Below are 17,789 nucleotides of genomic sequence, written 5' to 3' on the forward strand. Positions count from 1 at the left end.
ATTCAGAAACTTACAGCATATTATCGAGAGTTATATGGGTAATCAAGAATAACATATATAAATTATATAATTATACTAATAATATTACAAGTAATACCTATAATTTTGATAATATCACATTATTCTTATTGTTTACATATTAATTTATTATATGACTAGTAAACTTGTTTAGTTAAAGAAACATAGAGTTTAGGTAAATATACTCCAGCTATAACAAAGAATTTCCTTGCCTGATTCTAGAATTTAAAGTCTCTTAATAAGACAAAAGCTGTAAAAGCAATTCTAAGCTTCTACAGCTTTATATATATAAGAAATTAATTTCCTACATCTGTGAGATTACAATTACTTAATATGTTGTTTCATATAATAATCGAGTAAATCTAGCCTCAGTACAAAATATCTCTTATTACATTGTCTTTATTCAATATACTATTTTACTCTTTTCACTGTCTTTACCTGAATTCTAAACTTTTCTAAAATATTCAATTATATAAGTAATATTGTAATTATAGAATGTTTCTCATGTTTTATTTTTTTACTCTTATATCCATAACTTAATTTTATATTTCTCTCTAAATCATGAACTACATAATAAATAATCAAAAGATGTACCTCAATATTATGTTACAAAAACTACACTATAACATCTAAATTATTATACTTCCATTATTATTGGTAATATCATTGGATTTCTTTTAATCTTCTCATATAAGAAATCTCTTAATGCATCTTTAATTCTAGTTTTTAATGTTGCCCAATCAGTAATGTTGTTCTTTTCACATTCATCTAGCACTACTTTAACTACACTACGTGCTTCTTCCATTAAATCTTCTGATTCCCTAACATATACAAATCCTCTTGATATAATGTCAGGTCCTGATATCACTTTTCCTTCTTCTTTAGTTATAGTAACAACAACAACAATTAAACCATCTTCAGATAAATGTTTTCTATCTCTTAGAACAATATTACCTACATCACCGACACCTAAACCATCAACTAAAACTTTTCCAGCTGTTACGCAAGAACAATACCTACCTTTATCATTAGTGAATTCCAGTACCGATCCGTTTTTTGCAATAAATATATTATCTTCATCCATACCTAATTCTTTAGCTAGTTCAGCATGTCTTATTAAATGCCTATATTCTCCATGTACAGGAATGAAGAATTTCGGCTTAATTAAACTGTGTATAAGCTTTAATTCTTCTTGACATGCATGACCAGATACATGTACGTCAGCTAAGTCTTCGTAAATAACCTCAGCACCTTTTTTAAATAATTGATTTATTACCTTTGATACTCCCTTTTCATTTCCTGGTATTGGAGTAGCTGATATAATAACTAAATCTCCTGGTAATAAAGCCATTTTTCTATGATCAGACGATGCTAATCTAGATAGTGCAGACATTGGCTCTCCTTGACTTCCAGTTGTTATAACAACTATTTCATCAGTAGAATACTTATTCATATCTCTTATATCTATCAATGTTCCTTCAGGAACATCTAAATACCCTAATTCAATCGCAACTTTAGCGACATTAACCATACTTCTTCCTGATATAACAACTTTTCTATTGAACATAACAGCTGCATCTATAATTTGTTGAATTCTATGAATATTTGATGCAAATGTAGCCACAATTATTCTATGTTTAGCTGTCATAAAAATATTTTTAAAAGTTGCTCCTACAGTACTTTCAGACATAGTGTAGCCTTTTCTTTCAACATTTGTACTATCAGCCATCATTACCAATACGCCTTTTTTACCTAATTCAGCAAATTTATGAAGATTGATAGTATCACCTTTTATTGGAGTATAATCAATTTTAAAATCGCCTGTATGAACTATTAAACCCTCTGGTGTATGTATAGCTAAAGCTACAGAATCTGGTATACTATGAGTTGTTCTAATAAATTCTATCACAAAACATCCAAGTTTAATTGATTGTTCTGGTTTAACTATATTAAGCTGCGCATTATTAATTCCTCGATCTTTTAATTTATACTCAACTAGACCTATAGTTAATTTTGTTGCATATATTGGTATTGATAAATTTGGAAGTATATAAGGTAATGATCCTATATGATCTTCATGCCCGTGCGTTAGAATTATACCTTTTATTTTATCTTTATTTTTTTCTAAATAAGATACATCAGGTATAACTACATCTATTCCTAACATTTCATCTCCAGGAAAACTCATTCCGCAATCTATAACAATAATATCATTTTTATATTCTATTACAGTCATATTCTTTCCAATCTCACACAATCCACCTAAAGGTATTATTTTTAATTTTGGTGCTTTTTTCGCCACCATATCACTCTCCTTTTGTATTTCTTACTATGTTTAACCCATATTATTCATATTCACTTGAAATTACAGTTCTAATCCGTATTAAAAATTTATTTTTAACTCGCATTTCTTTGTGAGTACGCTATTCCATAAATATAAATTTACTTTCTATACTTAGCTATACAGCGTATTATTCAAAGTCTATGAACAATAAAGATTTTATATTTAATATCATATATTTTATTATAAATATATTTTATATTCTTATTAGTTACTACTATTTTAACCATATTACACATTTATCATAAAAGAACTTTCAAATATTTCAAAAAAATAAATCCCAATAGGGACTTATTTTTTACATGATTTGCAATATCCGTAAAATTTAACACTATGGTCTACAATTTCAAATTCACAGCTCTTTTCTATTTCTTCTTCAAGATTCTCGAGTAAATCCAATTCAACTTCTATAACCTTACCACAATTAAGGCATATAAGATGATGATGGTGATGGCCAGCATCTTTGTCTAAATTTAACTCATATCTGCTACAACCATCATTAAAATTAACCTTATATAATATGTCCAAATCTTCTAACAATTGTAAAGTCCTATACACTGTTGCTATTCCTATATCTGGATGTTTATCCCTTACTTTATCATAAATTTCTTCAGGGCTCAAATGAGCACCCTCATTTTCTGTAAAAATATTAAATATAATCTTTCTTTGTGTAGTTAATTTATATCCATTTTCTTTTAGTATATTTAACAAAATATTAGGGTTATCTTTTTTCATATATTCACCTACTTACCTCATATTAATAGTCTATATCTATAAAATGGAAATGTCAATAAATATTTGAATTTCCCCTTAGTTACTCTTCAGACTCAAAATATAAATCTCTAACATCAATAAATTCTTGTTCATCTTCTATAACAACTAGAATTTTATTATCGTCTTCGTCCAATTCCATCCTTAATAGCAAGGCATCTTCTTCGTCATCAGCTTGTAAAATAGCATACTCTTTTTCATCAACCTTAAATACATCTAAAATCTCAAACTCATGCTCATTTCCTTCTTCATCAACAAATTTATGTATTTGTCTTTCTTCACTCATTATATTACCTCCTATATTTAACCTAGACTATAATTAATATCTTATAATTAATCATGATTAAAATTTATTTTTATCTAGATAGGTTTGCAAAATATATGTAGCCGCTACTTTATCAACAACCTTTTTTCGCTTCGCTCTACTCATATCAGCACTTATCATGGCTCTATGGGCTGCTACAGTAGTTAATCTTTCGTCCTGATAATCCATTTCTAAAGAACATTTTCCTTTAAATTTTTCAACAAACTTCATTACCTTTTCACCTTGCGGTCCAATTGTGTTATTCATATTTTTGGGAAGACCAACTACAATTCTATTAACATTATATTCTTTAATTATATCCAATAATTGATCTATATCATACTTATAACTTTTCCTTCTTACAGTAGTAACACCTTGAGCTGTTATTCCTAAAAGATCACTTACTGCTACACCTATTGTCTTATCGCCTACATCTAAACCCATAATTCTTATCATATCATCATACAACCTTTATACAAAATTGTGGACAATGTTTAGAACAATAACCGCAAAAAACACAATTTTCTAATATTGGAACGGCTTTATTATCTTTAATCATTATCCCATTGTGTTGACAAACTTCAACACAAGTTCCACATCCTTCACACCAATCATCTATGTGAAGTCTTCTTTTTTTGTTTATTAATTTTGATTTTAGATTATTATCAATTTGTCCTGTTTCTACATATGAAACATTTGCATCAATTTCATCTTGACATTGCATTCCAATAGCAAATGAATGAATATCCTTAATACTCCTTACAAATGCTAAAGCTTCTTCAACATTTCTAATTAAATGCCCTCCTCCTAAAGGTTTCATAGCATAAATTCCTCTATTTAGCAATCTAGCTTCCTTTATGGCATCTAACATATCCTGTACACTTCCATCCTGTATGCCTATACCATCAATATTTATAATTGGATGTACAACATCTAATTCACTATATTTATTAAATGCTTTTACGCCTTCCACTCTATGCGTCGATATACCAATTGCCCTAATTATTCCTTTTTCTTTAGCTTTCATAAAATATTCTATAGCTTCATAATGTCCTCTGATTGTATGCTCACTCTCTTGTTCATGCAATAAAAATATGTCAATATAATCAGTATCTAATTCTTCTAGTGCCTTTTTCAAACTTTTTTGAGCTGTTTCTTTTGAATACGAATAAGACTTTGTAGCAATTATATAATCATGTCTATTAATACTTTTTAATGCTTCTCGTATATGTCCATAGTTATCATAAAACTCAGCCGTATCTAAAAAATTAACACCTTTTTCATAAGCATACTTTATCAAGGCAGCTCCTTCTTTAAAACTCATATTTGCTTGTAGTGGACTCATAGTAAGAGATCCAAAACACATCTTAGATACTTTAAAATCGCAACTACCTAAAACCTCATATTCCATGTTAAACACTTCTTTCTAAGACTTGTTTCTATTTTTTTTCATTTTCAATATAACTTTTGATTAACTCCTCTAACAATTCATCTCTTTCAAGTTTTCTAATTAAGCTTCTAGCATCATCGTAACTAGTAATATAAGTTGGATCTCCAGATAAAATATATCCAACAATCTGATACACTGGATTATACCCTTTTTCATCTAATGCACCAAAAACTCTTAATATAATATCTCTAGCTTTATTCTTATTATCTTTAGGAACATCAAATTTCATAGTGTTATTGATGTTATCATTCATACTAATCACCTCTCATTAATATTACCAATTATATTTAAATTACACTTATATTAATCAAATGCTTTACCCTGATCATTCATATGGTTTTGAATAATATGCTATTTACCTATGAATAATCAGGGGTTATCATAATTTATTATTTGTTAAAATTTACATAAACGTACGTTGATAAATTTTTATACAAAATTATTTATTAAACTCTTATAACTATTTTACACTATTTCTTACTAAGTTTTCAACTAAATCTAAAGCTTCTTTAACTTTTGATGGATCTTTTCCACCAGCCGTAGCCATGTCAGGTCTTCCACCGCCACCGCCACCAGTAGCTTTTGCAACTTCTCTAATTATATTTCCTGCATGAATTCCCTTCTTAGTTAAAGGTTTAGTAGCAGATGCAACAAAATTAACCTTATCGTTTTTAACAGTACCTAAAACAATTAAAACATCACCAGTAATTTTATTTTTAATCTCATCACAAAGATTTCTCATATCATTTACTTCTAGTCCATCTATTTGCTTAACTACTAAGCTTAAGTCATTCATTGTTATAACATCTTTAATAATATCATCGACTTTTGATACAGCCATCTTAGCTTTCAAAGATTCTATTTTTTTACTTAAACTTTTATTTTCTTCTAAACTGTTTTTTAGTTTATCTAAAACATTACTTGGTATAGTTTTTAGCTTATTAGCTACTTCATCCATAGCTTTATAAGTATTCTTAATATTCTTAAAAGCTGCTTCACCAGTTATAGCTTCTATTCTTCTTACTCCAGAAGCAATTCCACCTTCACTAACTATCTTAAAAATTTGTACCTGACTTGTATTGCTTAAATGTGTACCTCCACAAAGTTCAATGCTGTAGTTGCCCATTTTTACTATTCTAACCTTGTCACCATATTTCTCATCAAACAATGCTACTGCACCCATTTTTCTTGCCTCATCCATATTTCCTGTAGTAATACTTATATCTAAGCAATCTAATATTCTCTCATTAACAATATCCTCAATTTTACTAAGTTCTTCTTTAGCAACACCTTGAAAATGAGTAAAATCAAATCTAAGTTTTTCCTCATCTACTAAAGAACCTGCTTGATTAACATGCTCACCCAAAACATCTTTTAACGCTCTATGAAGTAAGTGTGTAGCAGTATGATTTCTAGCTGTATTCATTCTTTTTTTCTCATTTATTTCTGCATGAACTTTTTGTCCTACATTAATTATACCACTTTCTATACTAACAAAGTGTAAAATTTTATTTCCATCTATCTTTTTAACATCCTTTAGTTCACATTTGAAATTATCATTAAATAATATACCTCTGTCAGATACCTGACCTCCACCTTCTGGATAGAAAACAGTTTGATCAAGTATAATGATTCCATCTTCTCCTTCTTTTAAACTATCAACTTCTACATTATCCTTTATTAATAATATCACTTTTGAAGTAGCTTCTTTATTCTCGTAGCCAATAAATTCTGTTAATACATCATTAGATATTTTAGCTTGAGAATTTCTATTCCAGCCTTCAAAATCTCCATTTGCTCTTGCATTTCTAGCTCTTTGTCTCTGTTCTTCCATCTCATTATTAAAACCTTCTTCATCAACTGTATATCCTTTTTCATCTAAGATTTCTTTAGTCAAATCCAATGGGAAACCATAGGTATCATATAGTTTAAATGCCTTAACACCTTCTAAAACTTTATCACCTTTCTTAGACATATCTTGGAGAAATTCTTTCAAGATATTCATGCCTTGATCAATAGTTTCTTGAAATTTTTGCTCTTCTACTTGAATAACTTTTTTAATTTGTACTTTTTTATCTACTAGATTTGGATAATACTCTCCCCAATTATCTATTATTATTTCAGATAATTTATATAAAAATTCTCCTTCTATACCTAATAACTTACCATGTCTAGCTGCTCTTCTTATCAGTCTTCTTAACACATAACCTCGACCTTCATTACTAGGTATTACTCCATCTGATACTAAGAATGTCATTGCTCTAAGGTGATCAATAATAACTCTAATTGAAACATCTTCAGCTTTATTTTCGCCATATTTCTTACCACTTATATTTTCAACGTTTTTAATTATTGAACTTATAGGCTCGATTTCAAATATATTACTTGCATCATTTAATACACAAACCATTCTCTCTAAACCCATCCCTGTATCTATATTAGGATTAGGTAGTGGGTTATAATTTCCATCTTCATCTTTATCAAATTGTGAAAATACTAAATTCCACACTTCAACAAATCTATCACAATCACATCCAGGTTTACAATTAGGATCTCCACACGAATACTTTTCTCCTCTATCAATATATATCTCTGAACAAGGTCCACAAGGTCCTAAACCATGCTCCCAAAAATTATCTTCCTTTCCAAGTCTGACTATTCTATCAGGAGAGATTCCTACTTCATTTTTCCAAATGTCAAATGCTTCATCATCTTCATGAAATACTGTAACCCATAGTAATTCTTCAGGAATTTCTATTCTCTGTGTCATGAATTCCCATGCCCATTTAATAATTTCTTTTTTAAAATAATCTCCAAAAGAAAAATTACCTAGCATTTCAAAGAAAGTACCATGTCTATCAGTTTTACCTACATTGTCTATATCTCCTGTTCTAATACATTTTTGGCAAGTTGCCATTCTTTTCTTTGGTGGCTGAGCTGTACCTAGAAAATATGCTTTTAAAGGTGCCATCCCAGCATTTATTAATAATAAGCTTTTATCATTTTTAGGTACTAGAGAATAACTATCAGCAATATAGTGATCTTTTTCCTTAAAGAAATCTAAAAACTCTTTTCTCACTTGATTCAAGTTGTATTGTTTCATATCTTTACACTCCTTTAGTTATTTAACCCAGATTATTCATATAAAATCATGAGCAGTGAACTAAAATCTATGATTTTATGTGAATCGCTTACTCCTATGAAGGAAAAGAATAGGAGATTCATTAATAAGTATTCTTTCTGATTATAAGATATCCATTAAATTCTCGACATACCAACTGGTATGCCTTCGAATTCACTGGAATCTTCTAATTCAGAATTATATAGCACACTATTCAAAGTTATATAAATAATCAGGGTTTAATATTTTAATCTATTTTTCAAATCAAATTGGTCAAAAAAAACTCATCCCTCTAAAAAGAAAGGGACGAGATTACCCGCGGTACCACCCTAGTTACTAAAAAGTCACTTGCCAATTATAACGGAATCACCGATGACCTCTACTATAATTTCAAAGTCATAGCTCAAGGGCTGCTTCAATATTTCACTACTAGCATCTTTCACCAAATAATGCTTTCTCTATAAATAGTATTAATATCTACTACTCCCTATCATAGCATTTAATTTTTCAGATCTTTTATTTTAGAATTATCATATAATAATCGCTCTGGTAAATATATTTCATTTAGTATATTATAAATAACTCTACATAGATTTGTCAATACATGAATTTTCTTTGATTTAATATTTCACTGCATATTATCAAGTTTTTCTATTGAATAGTTTAATATTATTTTAATAAATACAGTAGCTGGTACACTTAAAAGCATTCCTATTACACCAAATATACCTCCTCCAATTAATAACACTACCATAACAACTATAGGGTGTAATCCTACACTATTTCCAACAATTCTAGGCGATAATACATCTCCTTCAATTTGCTGTATAATAACAAAAGTTATAATTACCCAAATAGCCTTAGTAGTACTGTCTAACAATGCAAAAAACAATGCTGGTATAATGCCAATTATAGGTCCAAAATATGGTATTATACTTGCAACTCCAGCAATTAGACCAATAATTAACGCAAATTTAACTCTTAAAATAAGTAAATCAACTGCAGATGCAACTCCAATAAATGAAGCAACTATTAATTGACCACGCACAAATTTACCTAAAATTATATTCATTTTCCTAGATATTTTTAGTAAATCATCTCTAAATTTTTTGGGACATAGTAATATAATATTTTTTTTAAAAAAATCTTTATCTTTCAAGAAATAAAATGTCATAACAGGAAAAAGTACTAAAACTACTAGCTTTGAAAAAGTTGTGGCTATATTATCCGTAACATTTTTTATATTCTTCGTTACCAAATTTTCAATTGCAATTAAATTATTATCAATTATATTTTTAATATTCCCAATTCCTCCAGGTAAACTGTCCATATTTACTGTATATAAATTATAAAATGTCTTTATTTTATCATTTATTTGCCTTAAATATTCTGGAAAATCGACTAATAAATTTGTCACTTCTTCAAGTATACTAGGAACAATTATAAAATATAACATTCCAATAAAACCAGCTATAAACAAATAAATAATTGATATTGATGTAATTCTCCTTAAACCTTTTGATTCTAAATAATTTACGATTGGATTAAGAATATATGCAATTGTAATAGAGATTATAATCGTATATATAATATCCTTAACTATAGGAACCGATGTATAAATTTTTAGTATTGCAAATATCATACCAGCAAAAATAGTTAATTTAAATAACTCTTTCTTAGTAATAATTAATCCATTACCTTTACCTAATGTCTTATTGCCAATTTTTATAATATAATATAAAATAACAAATACAAGTGCTGTAATTAATAATTCTCTAACATCATTAGTAAAATTAACTATGTATACCATATTGTCACTTCCTAAATTTCATTTAAAATGAAGTTTAATAAAGTTTTCTATATATTTCAAATAAAGATTTTGCTCTTCATATACCGCAAATTGTAAATCATCCATATTTATTATCCCAAGTTATTCATTATTTTTTACATATTACAAGAAATACAACATGTATCTTGTAAAAAACAACAGGCTGTTAAAATGTGAATTTTCAAAACTGCTAAATTTCTAAATCAAACATGGTAATATGTTTAATTTAGAAATTTAAACAATGAAAAAAATTAAATAACAGCCTTGAAGTTAGAATATGCAAATTTTAATGCATACTATCCATCATATTATAAATAACCTTCTTACCTTTACGCATCATTCTTTTTCTTTGCTTAGGGCTCATAGATGATGAATACATGCTCATAGAAGCACCTAATATTCCACCAGCAATCATCCCTGCTAAAAAATTGCGTTTCATAACTTTTCTCCTCCTCATAAACTCTTCATTAATATTTTAATTCATTTATTTTTTTATATACTTAGCAGTTTTTTGTACTCTTCTTTATTCTTTTCAAATTCTTCCTTGATTTGTCTATTTATAATCAAAAATTTATCTTTAAATTTCATACCATCTTTATATGGCATAAAACTCCTACCATCTAATAAATCTTGAATAATGCCATCAGTAATTTTAAAACCAACTATCCTACCCATTTTCTCATCAAAAACTACATCCTTTATATATCCCATGCTTATACCATCTTCACATAATATCTCATGCCCTGCCATAATATATTCTTCAGCCATTATAGCTTTTATCTTAGGATATTTTTCTGGCTTTTCCAAAGCGTAAATACTGTCTATCATAACAAAAGTATCACCAAATTCTTTTACATCCTTAAAACGAATGATTTTTCTATCATTTCTAAAACTATTATCGTCAACTAAAAAAGCTACTAACTTAAAAAAATCCTTTGAATATATAATATCTTTTATATTACATACTTTATTGCCATTTGTTATATCAACAACAAATCTTCCTATTAAATCACTAGATTTTTTCATATTAAAAACCTCTTTCTTTTTTGTTATAACAACGGAAGCAATTACATTATAATTGCAACACACCGTTTCAACAAGGCGGGTGATATGCTCACATTCTGTCAAATCTAATCAATAACCGTCACCTAAAAAATCAACATTTTGAACCTTGTTATATAATTATTATTTCATTTTTATTCTATAGTATTAATGGATAAAAAAGGCGACCAATAAAATGGTCGCTATAAAAAACATAATTTTCAATTATCAAAATAAATACAATTAATGTAACAAATAATTCAATGTTGCATCTTCATTTTTACAATAAAATACCAAAAAAATAGCTATGAAAATAACCAATATAGTTTCTAAAACTTAAACAAAAACAAAACATTTTTTTGTTAACACTCAATTATTTTTAAAACAATATTAAAAATTCAACTCTTTTCTTAATATTGTTCCACCACCAACAAGTACATCTCCATCATAAAAAACAACTGCTTGACCTGGTGTAATTGCTCTTACAGGTTCATCAAAAACAACTTTAAGGCTATCCTCTTTGCAGGGATATATAGTTGCTTCTTGTTCCTTTGCAGCATATCTAACTTTAGCTTTAACCTTCATTGGTTCCGTTAGATTATCGATAGATATAAAATTAATATCATAAGCTATTAATGCTCTTGCAAAAACATCTTCATTATCACCAAGAGTAACTGTATTATTTTTTGTATCTATGTCAACCACATATGCTGGCTTTCCAAGCGCTATTCCTAAACCTTTTCTTTGACCTATGGTGTAATTAGTTATTCCTTTATGCTTGCCTAATATCTTTCCGTTAACGTCAATAAAATACCCTGGTTTTATTTTATAATCAGCATTTTCTTCTATATATCTTCCATAATCATTATCATCAATAAAACATATTTCTTGACTCTCTTTTTTATCAGCTACAATTAAATCTAATTCTTTAGCTATTTTACGTATTTCTGCCTTATCATTAAAATCACCTAGAGGCATTAATGTATGTTTTAATTGTTCTTGTGTTAAATTATAAAGAGCATATGTTTGATCTTTTGCTAACGCTTTAGATTTTTTTAATAAGTATCTATTATTATCTTTATCATATTCTACTTTGGCATAGTGGCCAGTAGCAACATAATAAGCTCCTAATTGATTTGATCTCCTCAAAAGTTCCTCAAACTTAACATACCTATTACACGCAATACATGGATTAGGAGTTCTGCCTTTTCCATATTCTTCTATGAAATAATCTATAACTTTTTCCTTAAATATATCCTTAAAGTTCATAACATAAAAAGGAATACCAATTTTATCAGCAACTCTTCTTGCATCTTCTACCGCTGACAAAGAACAACAACTATCCTCAGCTGTATTATGAGCAGCTTTATCATCTTGCCAAATTTTCATAGTAACTCCAATTACATCATAACCTTGTTTCTTTAACAAATAAGCAGCAACCGAACTATCTACTCCACCGCTCATACCAATAACAACTTTATTTTTATCCATCGAATTTCACCTCAACACTTAAATCGTTTAACTAATTATATTTTCACCTAAATTCATATATTAAATCCACATAAATTGATATTTAAGAAAGAGTATTCTACTATCTACAATAATCTCAATCATAATTTCGAGATTATTAAAAAAGCGGTAGTCTACCGCTTTTATTTATTATATACTATTAAATTTGATTCAATACTTATGTTAACAATCAAAATTTAATGATGATGTTCACGTGGCTTGAAATTTTCTAATCCTTCAATTTCAATATTATTTTTCTCAGCATAATCATAAAGAGCAGATTTTATAGCATCTTCAGCTAAAACAGAACAATGTACTTTTACAGGTGGTAAACCATCTAAAGCTTCTACTACAGCCATATTAGTTAACTCAACCGCTTCTTTTATAGATTTTCCTTTTATCATTTCAGTTGCCATACTTGATGAAGCAATCGCTGAGCCACAACCGTAAGTTTTAAATTTTACATCTTTTATTATGTCATCCTCTACTTTTAAGTATATCTTCATTATATCTCCACATTGAGGATTTCCTACCTCACCAACACCATCAGGGTTATCTATTTCTCCCACATTTCTAGGATTTTTAAAATGATCCATAACTTTTTCTGAATACATGCCTATTCCTCCTCTACATTTTCATACAATGGAGACATAGCTCTTAGCCTGTCTACTATACCAACCAATTTATCAATAACATAATCAATTTCTTCTTCAGTATTAAAATCACCAAGACTAAATCTTAAAGAACCATGTGCTATTTCATGTGGTAATCCTATAGCCAACAAAACATGTGATGGATCTAATGATCCAGAAGTACATGCTGAACCACTAGAAGCAGCAATACCTTCTAAATCTAGACTTAGCAATAATGATTCACCTTCAACAAATTCTATCGAAACATTCACATTACCTGGTAGTCTTTTATCTGGATGTCCATTTAGTCTAACATGTTTAATATTTTTCATTATATCGTCAATAAATTTAGTTCGTAATTTAGTAAGTTTTGAATTATGTTCATCTAAATTATCATAAGCCATTTCTAATGCACGAGCAAGACCAACTATTGACGCAACATTTTCAGTCCCAGCTCTCTTCTTTCTTTCTTGAGCTCCACCATGTATATGATTATCAATTTTTACTCCATTTCTAATATACAATAGTCCAATTCCCTTAGGACCATAAAACTTATGACCTGACAATGACATCATATCTATATTAAGTTCATTTACATCTATTTTCACATTTCCAATTGCTTGAACAGCATCAGTATGAAAATATATATTATTTTCTTTAGCTATTTTCCCAATTTCTTCAATCGGCTGAATTGTTCCAATTTCATTGTTAGCAAACATAATAGAAATTAGTATAGTTTTATCAGTAATGCTATTTTTCAATTGTTCTAAATCAACCATGCCATACTCATCAACATCTAGATAAGTTATTTCAAAACCCTGCTTTTCTAGATAATCACATGTATGTAATACAGCATGATGTTCTATTTTTGTAGTTATAATATGATTACCTTTATTTTTGTTTGCAAAAGCAACACCTTTGATAGCCCAATTATCTGCTTCTGAACCTCCAGCAGTAAAAAATATTTCATTAGCTTTAGCTCCAAAAATTTTAGCTATTTTATCTCTAGCTTCATCAATTACTTTTTTAGATTCTCTTCCTAATGAATAAATACTAGATGGATTTCCGTATTTTGTAGTATAAAATGGAATCATAGCATCTAAAACTTCCTTTTTAACTGGAGTTGTAGCTGAGTTATCCATATAAACACTCTTAATCATGATACTAACCTCCTATAAACTTAATTAAATTTATTAATATCTGTGTATTCATTTACCATATCTTCTAAAGTTATATTATCAATAGCATTATTAATGCTATCTCTAATTTTAATCCAAACATTTTTTGTAACGCAAAAACTTTCTCTTTCACATGAACTATCTTCTCCAGTTATACAATCAGAAATTATTATATCTCCTTCTAATGCCCTGATAACAACTCCTACAGTAATATTTCCAGGAGATTCTGTTAACAAATATCCACCTTGAGCACCCCTTATACTTTTTACTAGTCCTTTCTTTTTTAAACTAGAAATCAGCTGTTCAAGATAATTCTCAGATAAATTTTGTTTCTCTGCTATATCTTTAATTGATAAAGGTCCCTTACCATAATGTAAAGCTAATTCAAACATAGCTTTTAGCCCATATCTACCTTTTGTTGAAAGTTTCATCACATCACCTCTTTAATTCCTACAAATTCACTTGGAATTCTATTTAAGTATAGTATATCCTAGTACTTTTGTCAACATTAAAATTAATCTTTTTATTAATAGCTTATGCCCTTTATTGCAGACTATTAGAAGCATAGACTTAGCATTAACTCTTAGTATATTGAGCATGGTGGTTGTATTTGATTTAGGTATCATAATACCAGAATACTTATAAGTAGGTGTGAAAATATAGATAAAACATATATTGTTTACAGAGCTCACTCAGGATTTATGAAATCTAATGAGCACAGAGCTAATATACTCAATGCTAATTGCGCAGAAATTGGTATAATATCCTAGATAATTATTATACTGTACTTTTCATTAATTAATATTTAACTATATTTAACATAATAAAATTATAAGCTTGTACAAAAATGAAGTGATGAAAAGAGGTGGTTTTAATGCACCTCTTTTAAGTAATCTATAGTCCATTTGGATATAAATCTTCAAATTGTGGTGGGAAGAAATCTGGAAATGGTTCATAATCAAATGTATCACAAATGTCACCGGGGCTAAATTCTTCACATGCAGGTGGTTCTGGACAAAATCCAAAAGCAGGTATTAATAATTGAACTCTACCAACAACTTTTACTATAATAAATACTCCTACAGCAAATGTTGCTATACAATCAACTACTGTTATTTCACCAAGAAGTTTAGAACTTGTTTCTATAACAATTCTAAAATCAAACTCATCTCTTGAATCAGGTATAAACAATACAATATCCTTAAATATATCTGGTAAAAATCCTTCAATCGTTGCACCACATTCTGTAGTTATTTCAAATGGTATTCTTATTGTAAATCTAACTCTTTTAAAATTTGGTCTATTTGGTATATCAGTAACTATCAAGCTTCCCTCAACTATGAATCCTTCTTTAAATGTTATTGATTTAGGAGGATCTTTCTTATTTATTTCTACAGTAATCTCTGGGAAGCATTCTCTTTGTTGACAATGGGAATATACTTTATCAGTTATTATACAAACTGTTTCAGTAATATAATTTAGATCATTTTCAATAATAGGATCACCAGGACTTGGATCAAACCCGTTTGCCATCAAATTTCACTCCTTTACTAAAATATAATAAAATCATCTTTAGTTACATATTATGTAGTATAACTACTTTGGTGAATAATTTTTTTATTTTTTCTAAAAGTATTCCAAAATTTATATCAGTCTTATGAAGCTAATTTTAGCTTCATGCATTAGTCCTATTTTTCAAATCTTATGTTATGAGGTGAGAATATTGAATAATTATTTTAAAAGTGAAAACTACTTGATTGAAAATTCAAAACTAGAACATTACTATTTCTATAAAACTAAAGAAAAAAGCATATATTACAATTTCTATGAAAATAATATTCTAATAGAAGAAAACATATGTCTTGTAGAAAAAGAAGCTTTAGATTTCTCTACAGATATAGATAAAAATGACAATATTCATATGGTTTATATTAATAACCAAGGAAAATTAATTTACCATTTGTTTAAGAACTCTAAATGGATAAAACATACTCTGTTATCACTAAACATCAAATCTAATATATACAACAATCTAAAATTAAAAATCATAAAAACCGATATTCATATTTTTTTTAGTAATTGTAACTTAATAAATCCTAATATATGGACAATACAACATATGGTTGGTTCTAAAAAAGGTTGGGAGAAAAGAAATGTAATAAGCTTTGCTTCAAGTAGCTTGATACCCCCATACACATTAGACTGCGATAAATTTGGTACTATATATCTCTTATATAAAAATTATAATAATAAAGAAAACCATATTTACTTAACATCAACAAACATAACATTAAACAAATGGACTAATCATCCTAATAAAATATCTGACGATAACTCGAATAATTCACATCCATATATTTTCATTGACTCTAAAGATACTGCTCACATTGCTTGGTGTTCCCTATCTAATAATAATTTCAAACTAAACTATAAAATATTAGGAACTAACCATAACAAAAAAACACTTATTGAAAGCATTAATTTACCTTCTATAAGTTCAAATTCAACACATCCTATGATATTTGAAAAAAATTCAAAATTATTCTTAGTATACCGCCAAAATGGTATATTAAAATATTTAATATCAAAGGATTATGGCTATAATTGGTCCTATGAAGATTTTACCATCAATATTGGCAAAGCAAACTATACTCGAATTTGCAAAAATCCAGAAAACTCTTTATCAAAAATGAAAAATGCTTATGTCTTATATTCGAATAATATTGAAATTGTCTCTAACATCGATTTTGATATTACAAATGATGCTTTTAATTCTAATATAAAAAATATGCCATGCGTGCCAGCAAGCGAGCTAAATATTATGCTAAACAAAAATAAATCTCAAAAAAGTTTTCTTGAAAATAACGTTCCAAATTTTAATCACCAAATTGAACTAGATTTTAATATAAAATCATCTAAACATCCAACCATAGAAAAAAGTATAGCTAACTCAGTTAATATGTTAAATAATATTTTTAAAGAGTATAAGCTTAAAAAAAGTCATAAAGAAACTATAGAAAATGCAATGTTAAGTATATATGATACTTTTATTGATGAAATAGAAAAACAAAAATCAGCTAATAAAAAATATGATGATGCTATTGCTACTATAAGAACCCTTGTAACACAAAAGGATGATTTAATAAACGAAATAAATACTTCAGTAAAATCATTAAAAGATGATCAAATTAATATTTATGGAGATATTGATATAATTTCTTCATACTTAATAGAAATAAAAACACTCATTGAAAAAAATAACAAATCTAAGATTTTAGATAAATTGTTTAATATTCTAAATTAGTAATTTTATCATAAATCCTTTTTTCTTTAACTATATGAAAATGATATAAATCATCTAGTTCAATATTATTCTCTTTTGCTTCTTTTAACAGAATATTATAATGAGAAAGTGTATTGAATTTTATTGCATAATTACAACCTGCTCTTATATGACAAGGTGTAGATATCAATTGAAAATAGATATAACCCTTTCTTTCCATAATATAATAAAGTTGTATTGCTTGATTTCTTGTTTTAAATATAACAAAATAATAATCTCTATAATTCATAATTTTTCTTAGCAAAAATATCCC

Annotated in this window: 17 protein-coding genes and 1 other annotated feature; of the genes, 1 reads left to right on the forward strand and 16 read right to left on the reverse strand. The window is 27.9% G+C overall.

Annotated elements, in window-relative coordinates:
- Positions 1-655 precede the first annotated feature (655 nt).
- The 15 genes from AYC61_RS16275 to AYC61_RS16340 all read right to left on the reverse strand — a co-directional run bounded on the left by AYC61_RS16275 (position 656) and on the right by AYC61_RS16340 (position 15,726).
- Positions 656-2,320, reverse strand: a complete 1,665-nt coding sequence (locus tag AYC61_RS16275) for a ribonuclease J (protein ID WP_066505054.1) — start codon at positions 2,318-2,320, stop codon at positions 656-658.
- A gap of 330 nt (positions 2,321-2,650) precedes the next feature.
- On the reverse strand, positions 2,651-3,094 hold the full coding sequence (locus tag AYC61_RS16280; protein WP_066504951.1) for a Fur family transcriptional regulator: 444 nt from the start codon (positions 3,092-3,094) through the stop codon (positions 2,651-2,653).
- 79 nt (positions 3,095-3,173) lie between these two features.
- Positions 3,174-3,416 (reverse strand): DUF1292 domain-containing protein, encoded by a 243-nt coding sequence (locus tag AYC61_RS16285; protein ID WP_066504954.1) that lies wholly within the window; start codon positions 3,414-3,416, stop codon positions 3,174-3,176.
- 57 nt (positions 3,417-3,473) lie between these two features.
- Positions 3,474-3,887, reverse strand: coding sequence for a Holliday junction resolvase RuvX (gene ruvX, locus AYC61_RS16290; protein WP_066505056.1), 414 nt, complete (start codon positions 3,885-3,887; stop codon positions 3,474-3,476).
- 7 nt (positions 3,888-3,894) lie between these two features.
- Positions 3,895-4,845, reverse strand: a complete 951-nt coding sequence (locus tag AYC61_RS16295) for an aldo/keto reductase (RefSeq protein WP_066504957.1) — start codon at positions 4,843-4,845, stop codon at positions 3,895-3,897.
- Between the two features lie 28 nt (positions 4,846-4,873).
- Entirely contained in the window at positions 4,874-5,137 is a 264-nt protein-coding gene (locus AYC61_RS16300; RefSeq protein WP_066504959.1) for an IreB family regulatory phosphoprotein, read from the reverse strand.
- 207 nt (positions 5,138-5,344) lie between these two features.
- Entirely contained in the window at positions 5,345-7,987 is a 2,643-nt protein-coding gene (gene alaS, locus AYC61_RS16305; RefSeq protein WP_066504962.1) for an alanine--tRNA ligase, read from the reverse strand.
- A gap of 317 nt (positions 7,988-8,304) precedes the next feature.
- Positions 8,305-8,508: a binding site (T-box leader), on the reverse strand.
- Positions 8,509-8,633: 125 nt separating this feature from the next.
- Positions 8,634-9,815, reverse strand: a complete 1,182-nt coding sequence (locus AYC61_RS16310; RefSeq protein WP_066504969.1) for an AI-2E family transporter — start codon at positions 9,813-9,815, stop codon at positions 8,634-8,636.
- Positions 9,816-10,119: 304 nt separating this feature from the next.
- A complete protein-coding gene (locus AYC61_RS21410; protein ID WP_156456498.1) occupies positions 10,120-10,272 on the reverse strand; it encodes a hypothetical protein in 153 nt (50 codons plus the stop codon).
- A 53-nt stretch (positions 10,273-10,325) separates the two neighbouring features.
- Positions 10,326-10,859 (reverse strand): PRC-barrel domain-containing protein, encoded by a 534-nt coding sequence (locus AYC61_RS16315; RefSeq protein WP_066504972.1) that lies wholly within the window; start codon positions 10,857-10,859, stop codon positions 10,326-10,328.
- 405 nt (positions 10,860-11,264) lie between these two features.
- Positions 11,265-12,365 (reverse strand): tRNA 2-thiouridine(34) synthase MnmA, encoded by a 1,101-nt coding sequence (mnmA, locus tag AYC61_RS16320; protein WP_066504974.1) that lies wholly within the window; start codon positions 12,363-12,365, stop codon positions 11,265-11,267.
- A 215-nt stretch (positions 12,366-12,580) separates the two neighbouring features.
- Positions 12,581-12,997 carry a Fe-S cluster assembly scaffold protein NifU gene (gene nifU, locus AYC61_RS16325; protein WP_066504977.1) on the reverse strand — a complete coding sequence of 139 codons (417 nt, stop codon included), beginning with the start codon at positions 12,995-12,997 and terminating at the stop codon, positions 12,581-12,583.
- 2 nt (positions 12,998-12,999) lie between these two features.
- Positions 13,000-14,172 (reverse strand): cysteine desulfurase NifS, encoded by a 1,173-nt coding sequence (gene nifS, locus AYC61_RS16330; RefSeq protein WP_066505063.1) that lies wholly within the window; start codon positions 14,170-14,172, stop codon positions 13,000-13,002.
- 23 nt (positions 14,173-14,195) lie between these two features.
- The gene (locus AYC61_RS16335) at positions 14,196-14,624 is read right to left on the reverse strand and encodes an RrF2 family transcriptional regulator (RefSeq protein ID WP_202906858.1); all 429 of its coding nucleotides are present in this window, start codon (positions 14,622-14,624) and stop codon (positions 14,196-14,198) included.
- A gap of 463 nt (positions 14,625-15,087) precedes the next feature.
- Positions 15,088-15,726 carry a hypothetical protein gene (locus tag AYC61_RS16340; protein ID WP_066504982.1) on the reverse strand — a complete coding sequence of 213 codons (639 nt, stop codon included), beginning with the start codon at positions 15,724-15,726 and terminating at the stop codon, positions 15,088-15,090.
- Between the two features lie 190 nt (positions 15,727-15,916).
- On the opposite strand from AYC61_RS16340, the gene AYC61_RS16345 reads away from it, so the two are divergent.
- Positions 15,917-17,497, forward strand: a complete 1,581-nt coding sequence (locus tag AYC61_RS16345) for a hypothetical protein (RefSeq protein ID WP_066504985.1) — start codon at positions 15,917-15,919, stop codon at positions 17,495-17,497.
- Here AYC61_RS16345 and AYC61_RS16350 read toward each other — a convergent pair.
- Positions 17,481-17,780 (reverse strand): putative Se/S carrier protein, encoded by a 300-nt coding sequence (locus tag AYC61_RS16350; RefSeq protein WP_066504986.1) that lies wholly within the window; start codon positions 17,778-17,780, stop codon positions 17,481-17,483. The two genes, AYC61_RS16345 and AYC61_RS16350, sit on opposite strands and share 17 nt — an antisense overlap.
- Positions 17,781-17,789 lie beyond the last annotated feature (9 nt).

It is taken from the genome of Abyssisolibacter fermentans (genome assembly GCF_001559865.1).
GTDB lineage: Bacteria > Bacillota > Clostridia > Tissierellales > MCWD3 > Abyssisolibacter > Abyssisolibacter fermentans.

What these genes read in the sequence shown, in the direction of transcription:
- AYC61_RS16280 (WP_066504951.1), bottom strand. Translation starts at nt 3,094, where the DNA reads ATGAAAAAAGATAACCCTAATATTTTGTTAAATATACTAAAAGAAAAT.
- AYC61_RS16285 (WP_066504954.1), bottom strand. Translation starts at nt 3,416, where the DNA reads ATGAGTGAAGAAAGACAAATACATAAATTTGTTGATGAAGAAGGAAAT.
- AYC61_RS16295 (WP_066504957.1), bottom strand. Translation starts at nt 4,845, where the DNA reads ATGGAATATGAGGTTTTAGGTAGTTGCGATTTTAAAGTATCTAAGATG.
- AYC61_RS16300 (WP_066504959.1), bottom strand. Translation starts at nt 5,137, where the DNA reads ATGAATGATAACATCAATAACACTATGAAATTTGATGTTCCTAAAGAT.
- alaS (WP_066504962.1), bottom strand. Translation starts at nt 7,987, where the DNA reads ATGAAACAATACAACTTGAATCAAGTGAGAAAAGAGTTTTTAGATTTC.
- AYC61_RS16310 (WP_066504969.1), bottom strand. Translation starts at nt 9,815, where the DNA reads ATGGTATACATAGTTAATTTTACTAATGATGTTAGAGAATTATTAATT.
- AYC61_RS21410 (WP_156456498.1), bottom strand. Translation starts at nt 10,272, where the DNA reads ATGAAACGCAATTTTTTAGCAGGGATGATTGCTGGTGGAATATTAGGT.
- AYC61_RS16315 (WP_066504972.1), bottom strand. Translation starts at nt 10,859, where the DNA reads ATGAAAAAATCTAGTGATTTAATAGGAAGATTTGTTGTTGATATAACA.
- mnmA (WP_066504974.1), bottom strand. Translation starts at nt 12,365, where the DNA reads ATGGATAAAAATAAAGTTGTTATTGGTATGAGCGGTGGAGTAGATAGT.
- nifU (WP_066504977.1), bottom strand. Translation starts at nt 12,997, where the DNA reads ATGTATTCAGAAAAAGTTATGGATCATTTTAAAAATCCTAGAAATGTG.
- AYC61_RS16335 (WP_202906858.1), bottom strand. Translation starts at nt 14,624, where the DNA reads ATGAAACTTTCAACAAAAGGTAGATATGGGCTAAAAGCTATGTTTGAA.
- AYC61_RS16340 (WP_066504982.1), bottom strand. Translation starts at nt 15,726, where the DNA reads ATGGCAAACGGGTTTGATCCAAGTCCTGGTGATCCTATTATTGAAAAT.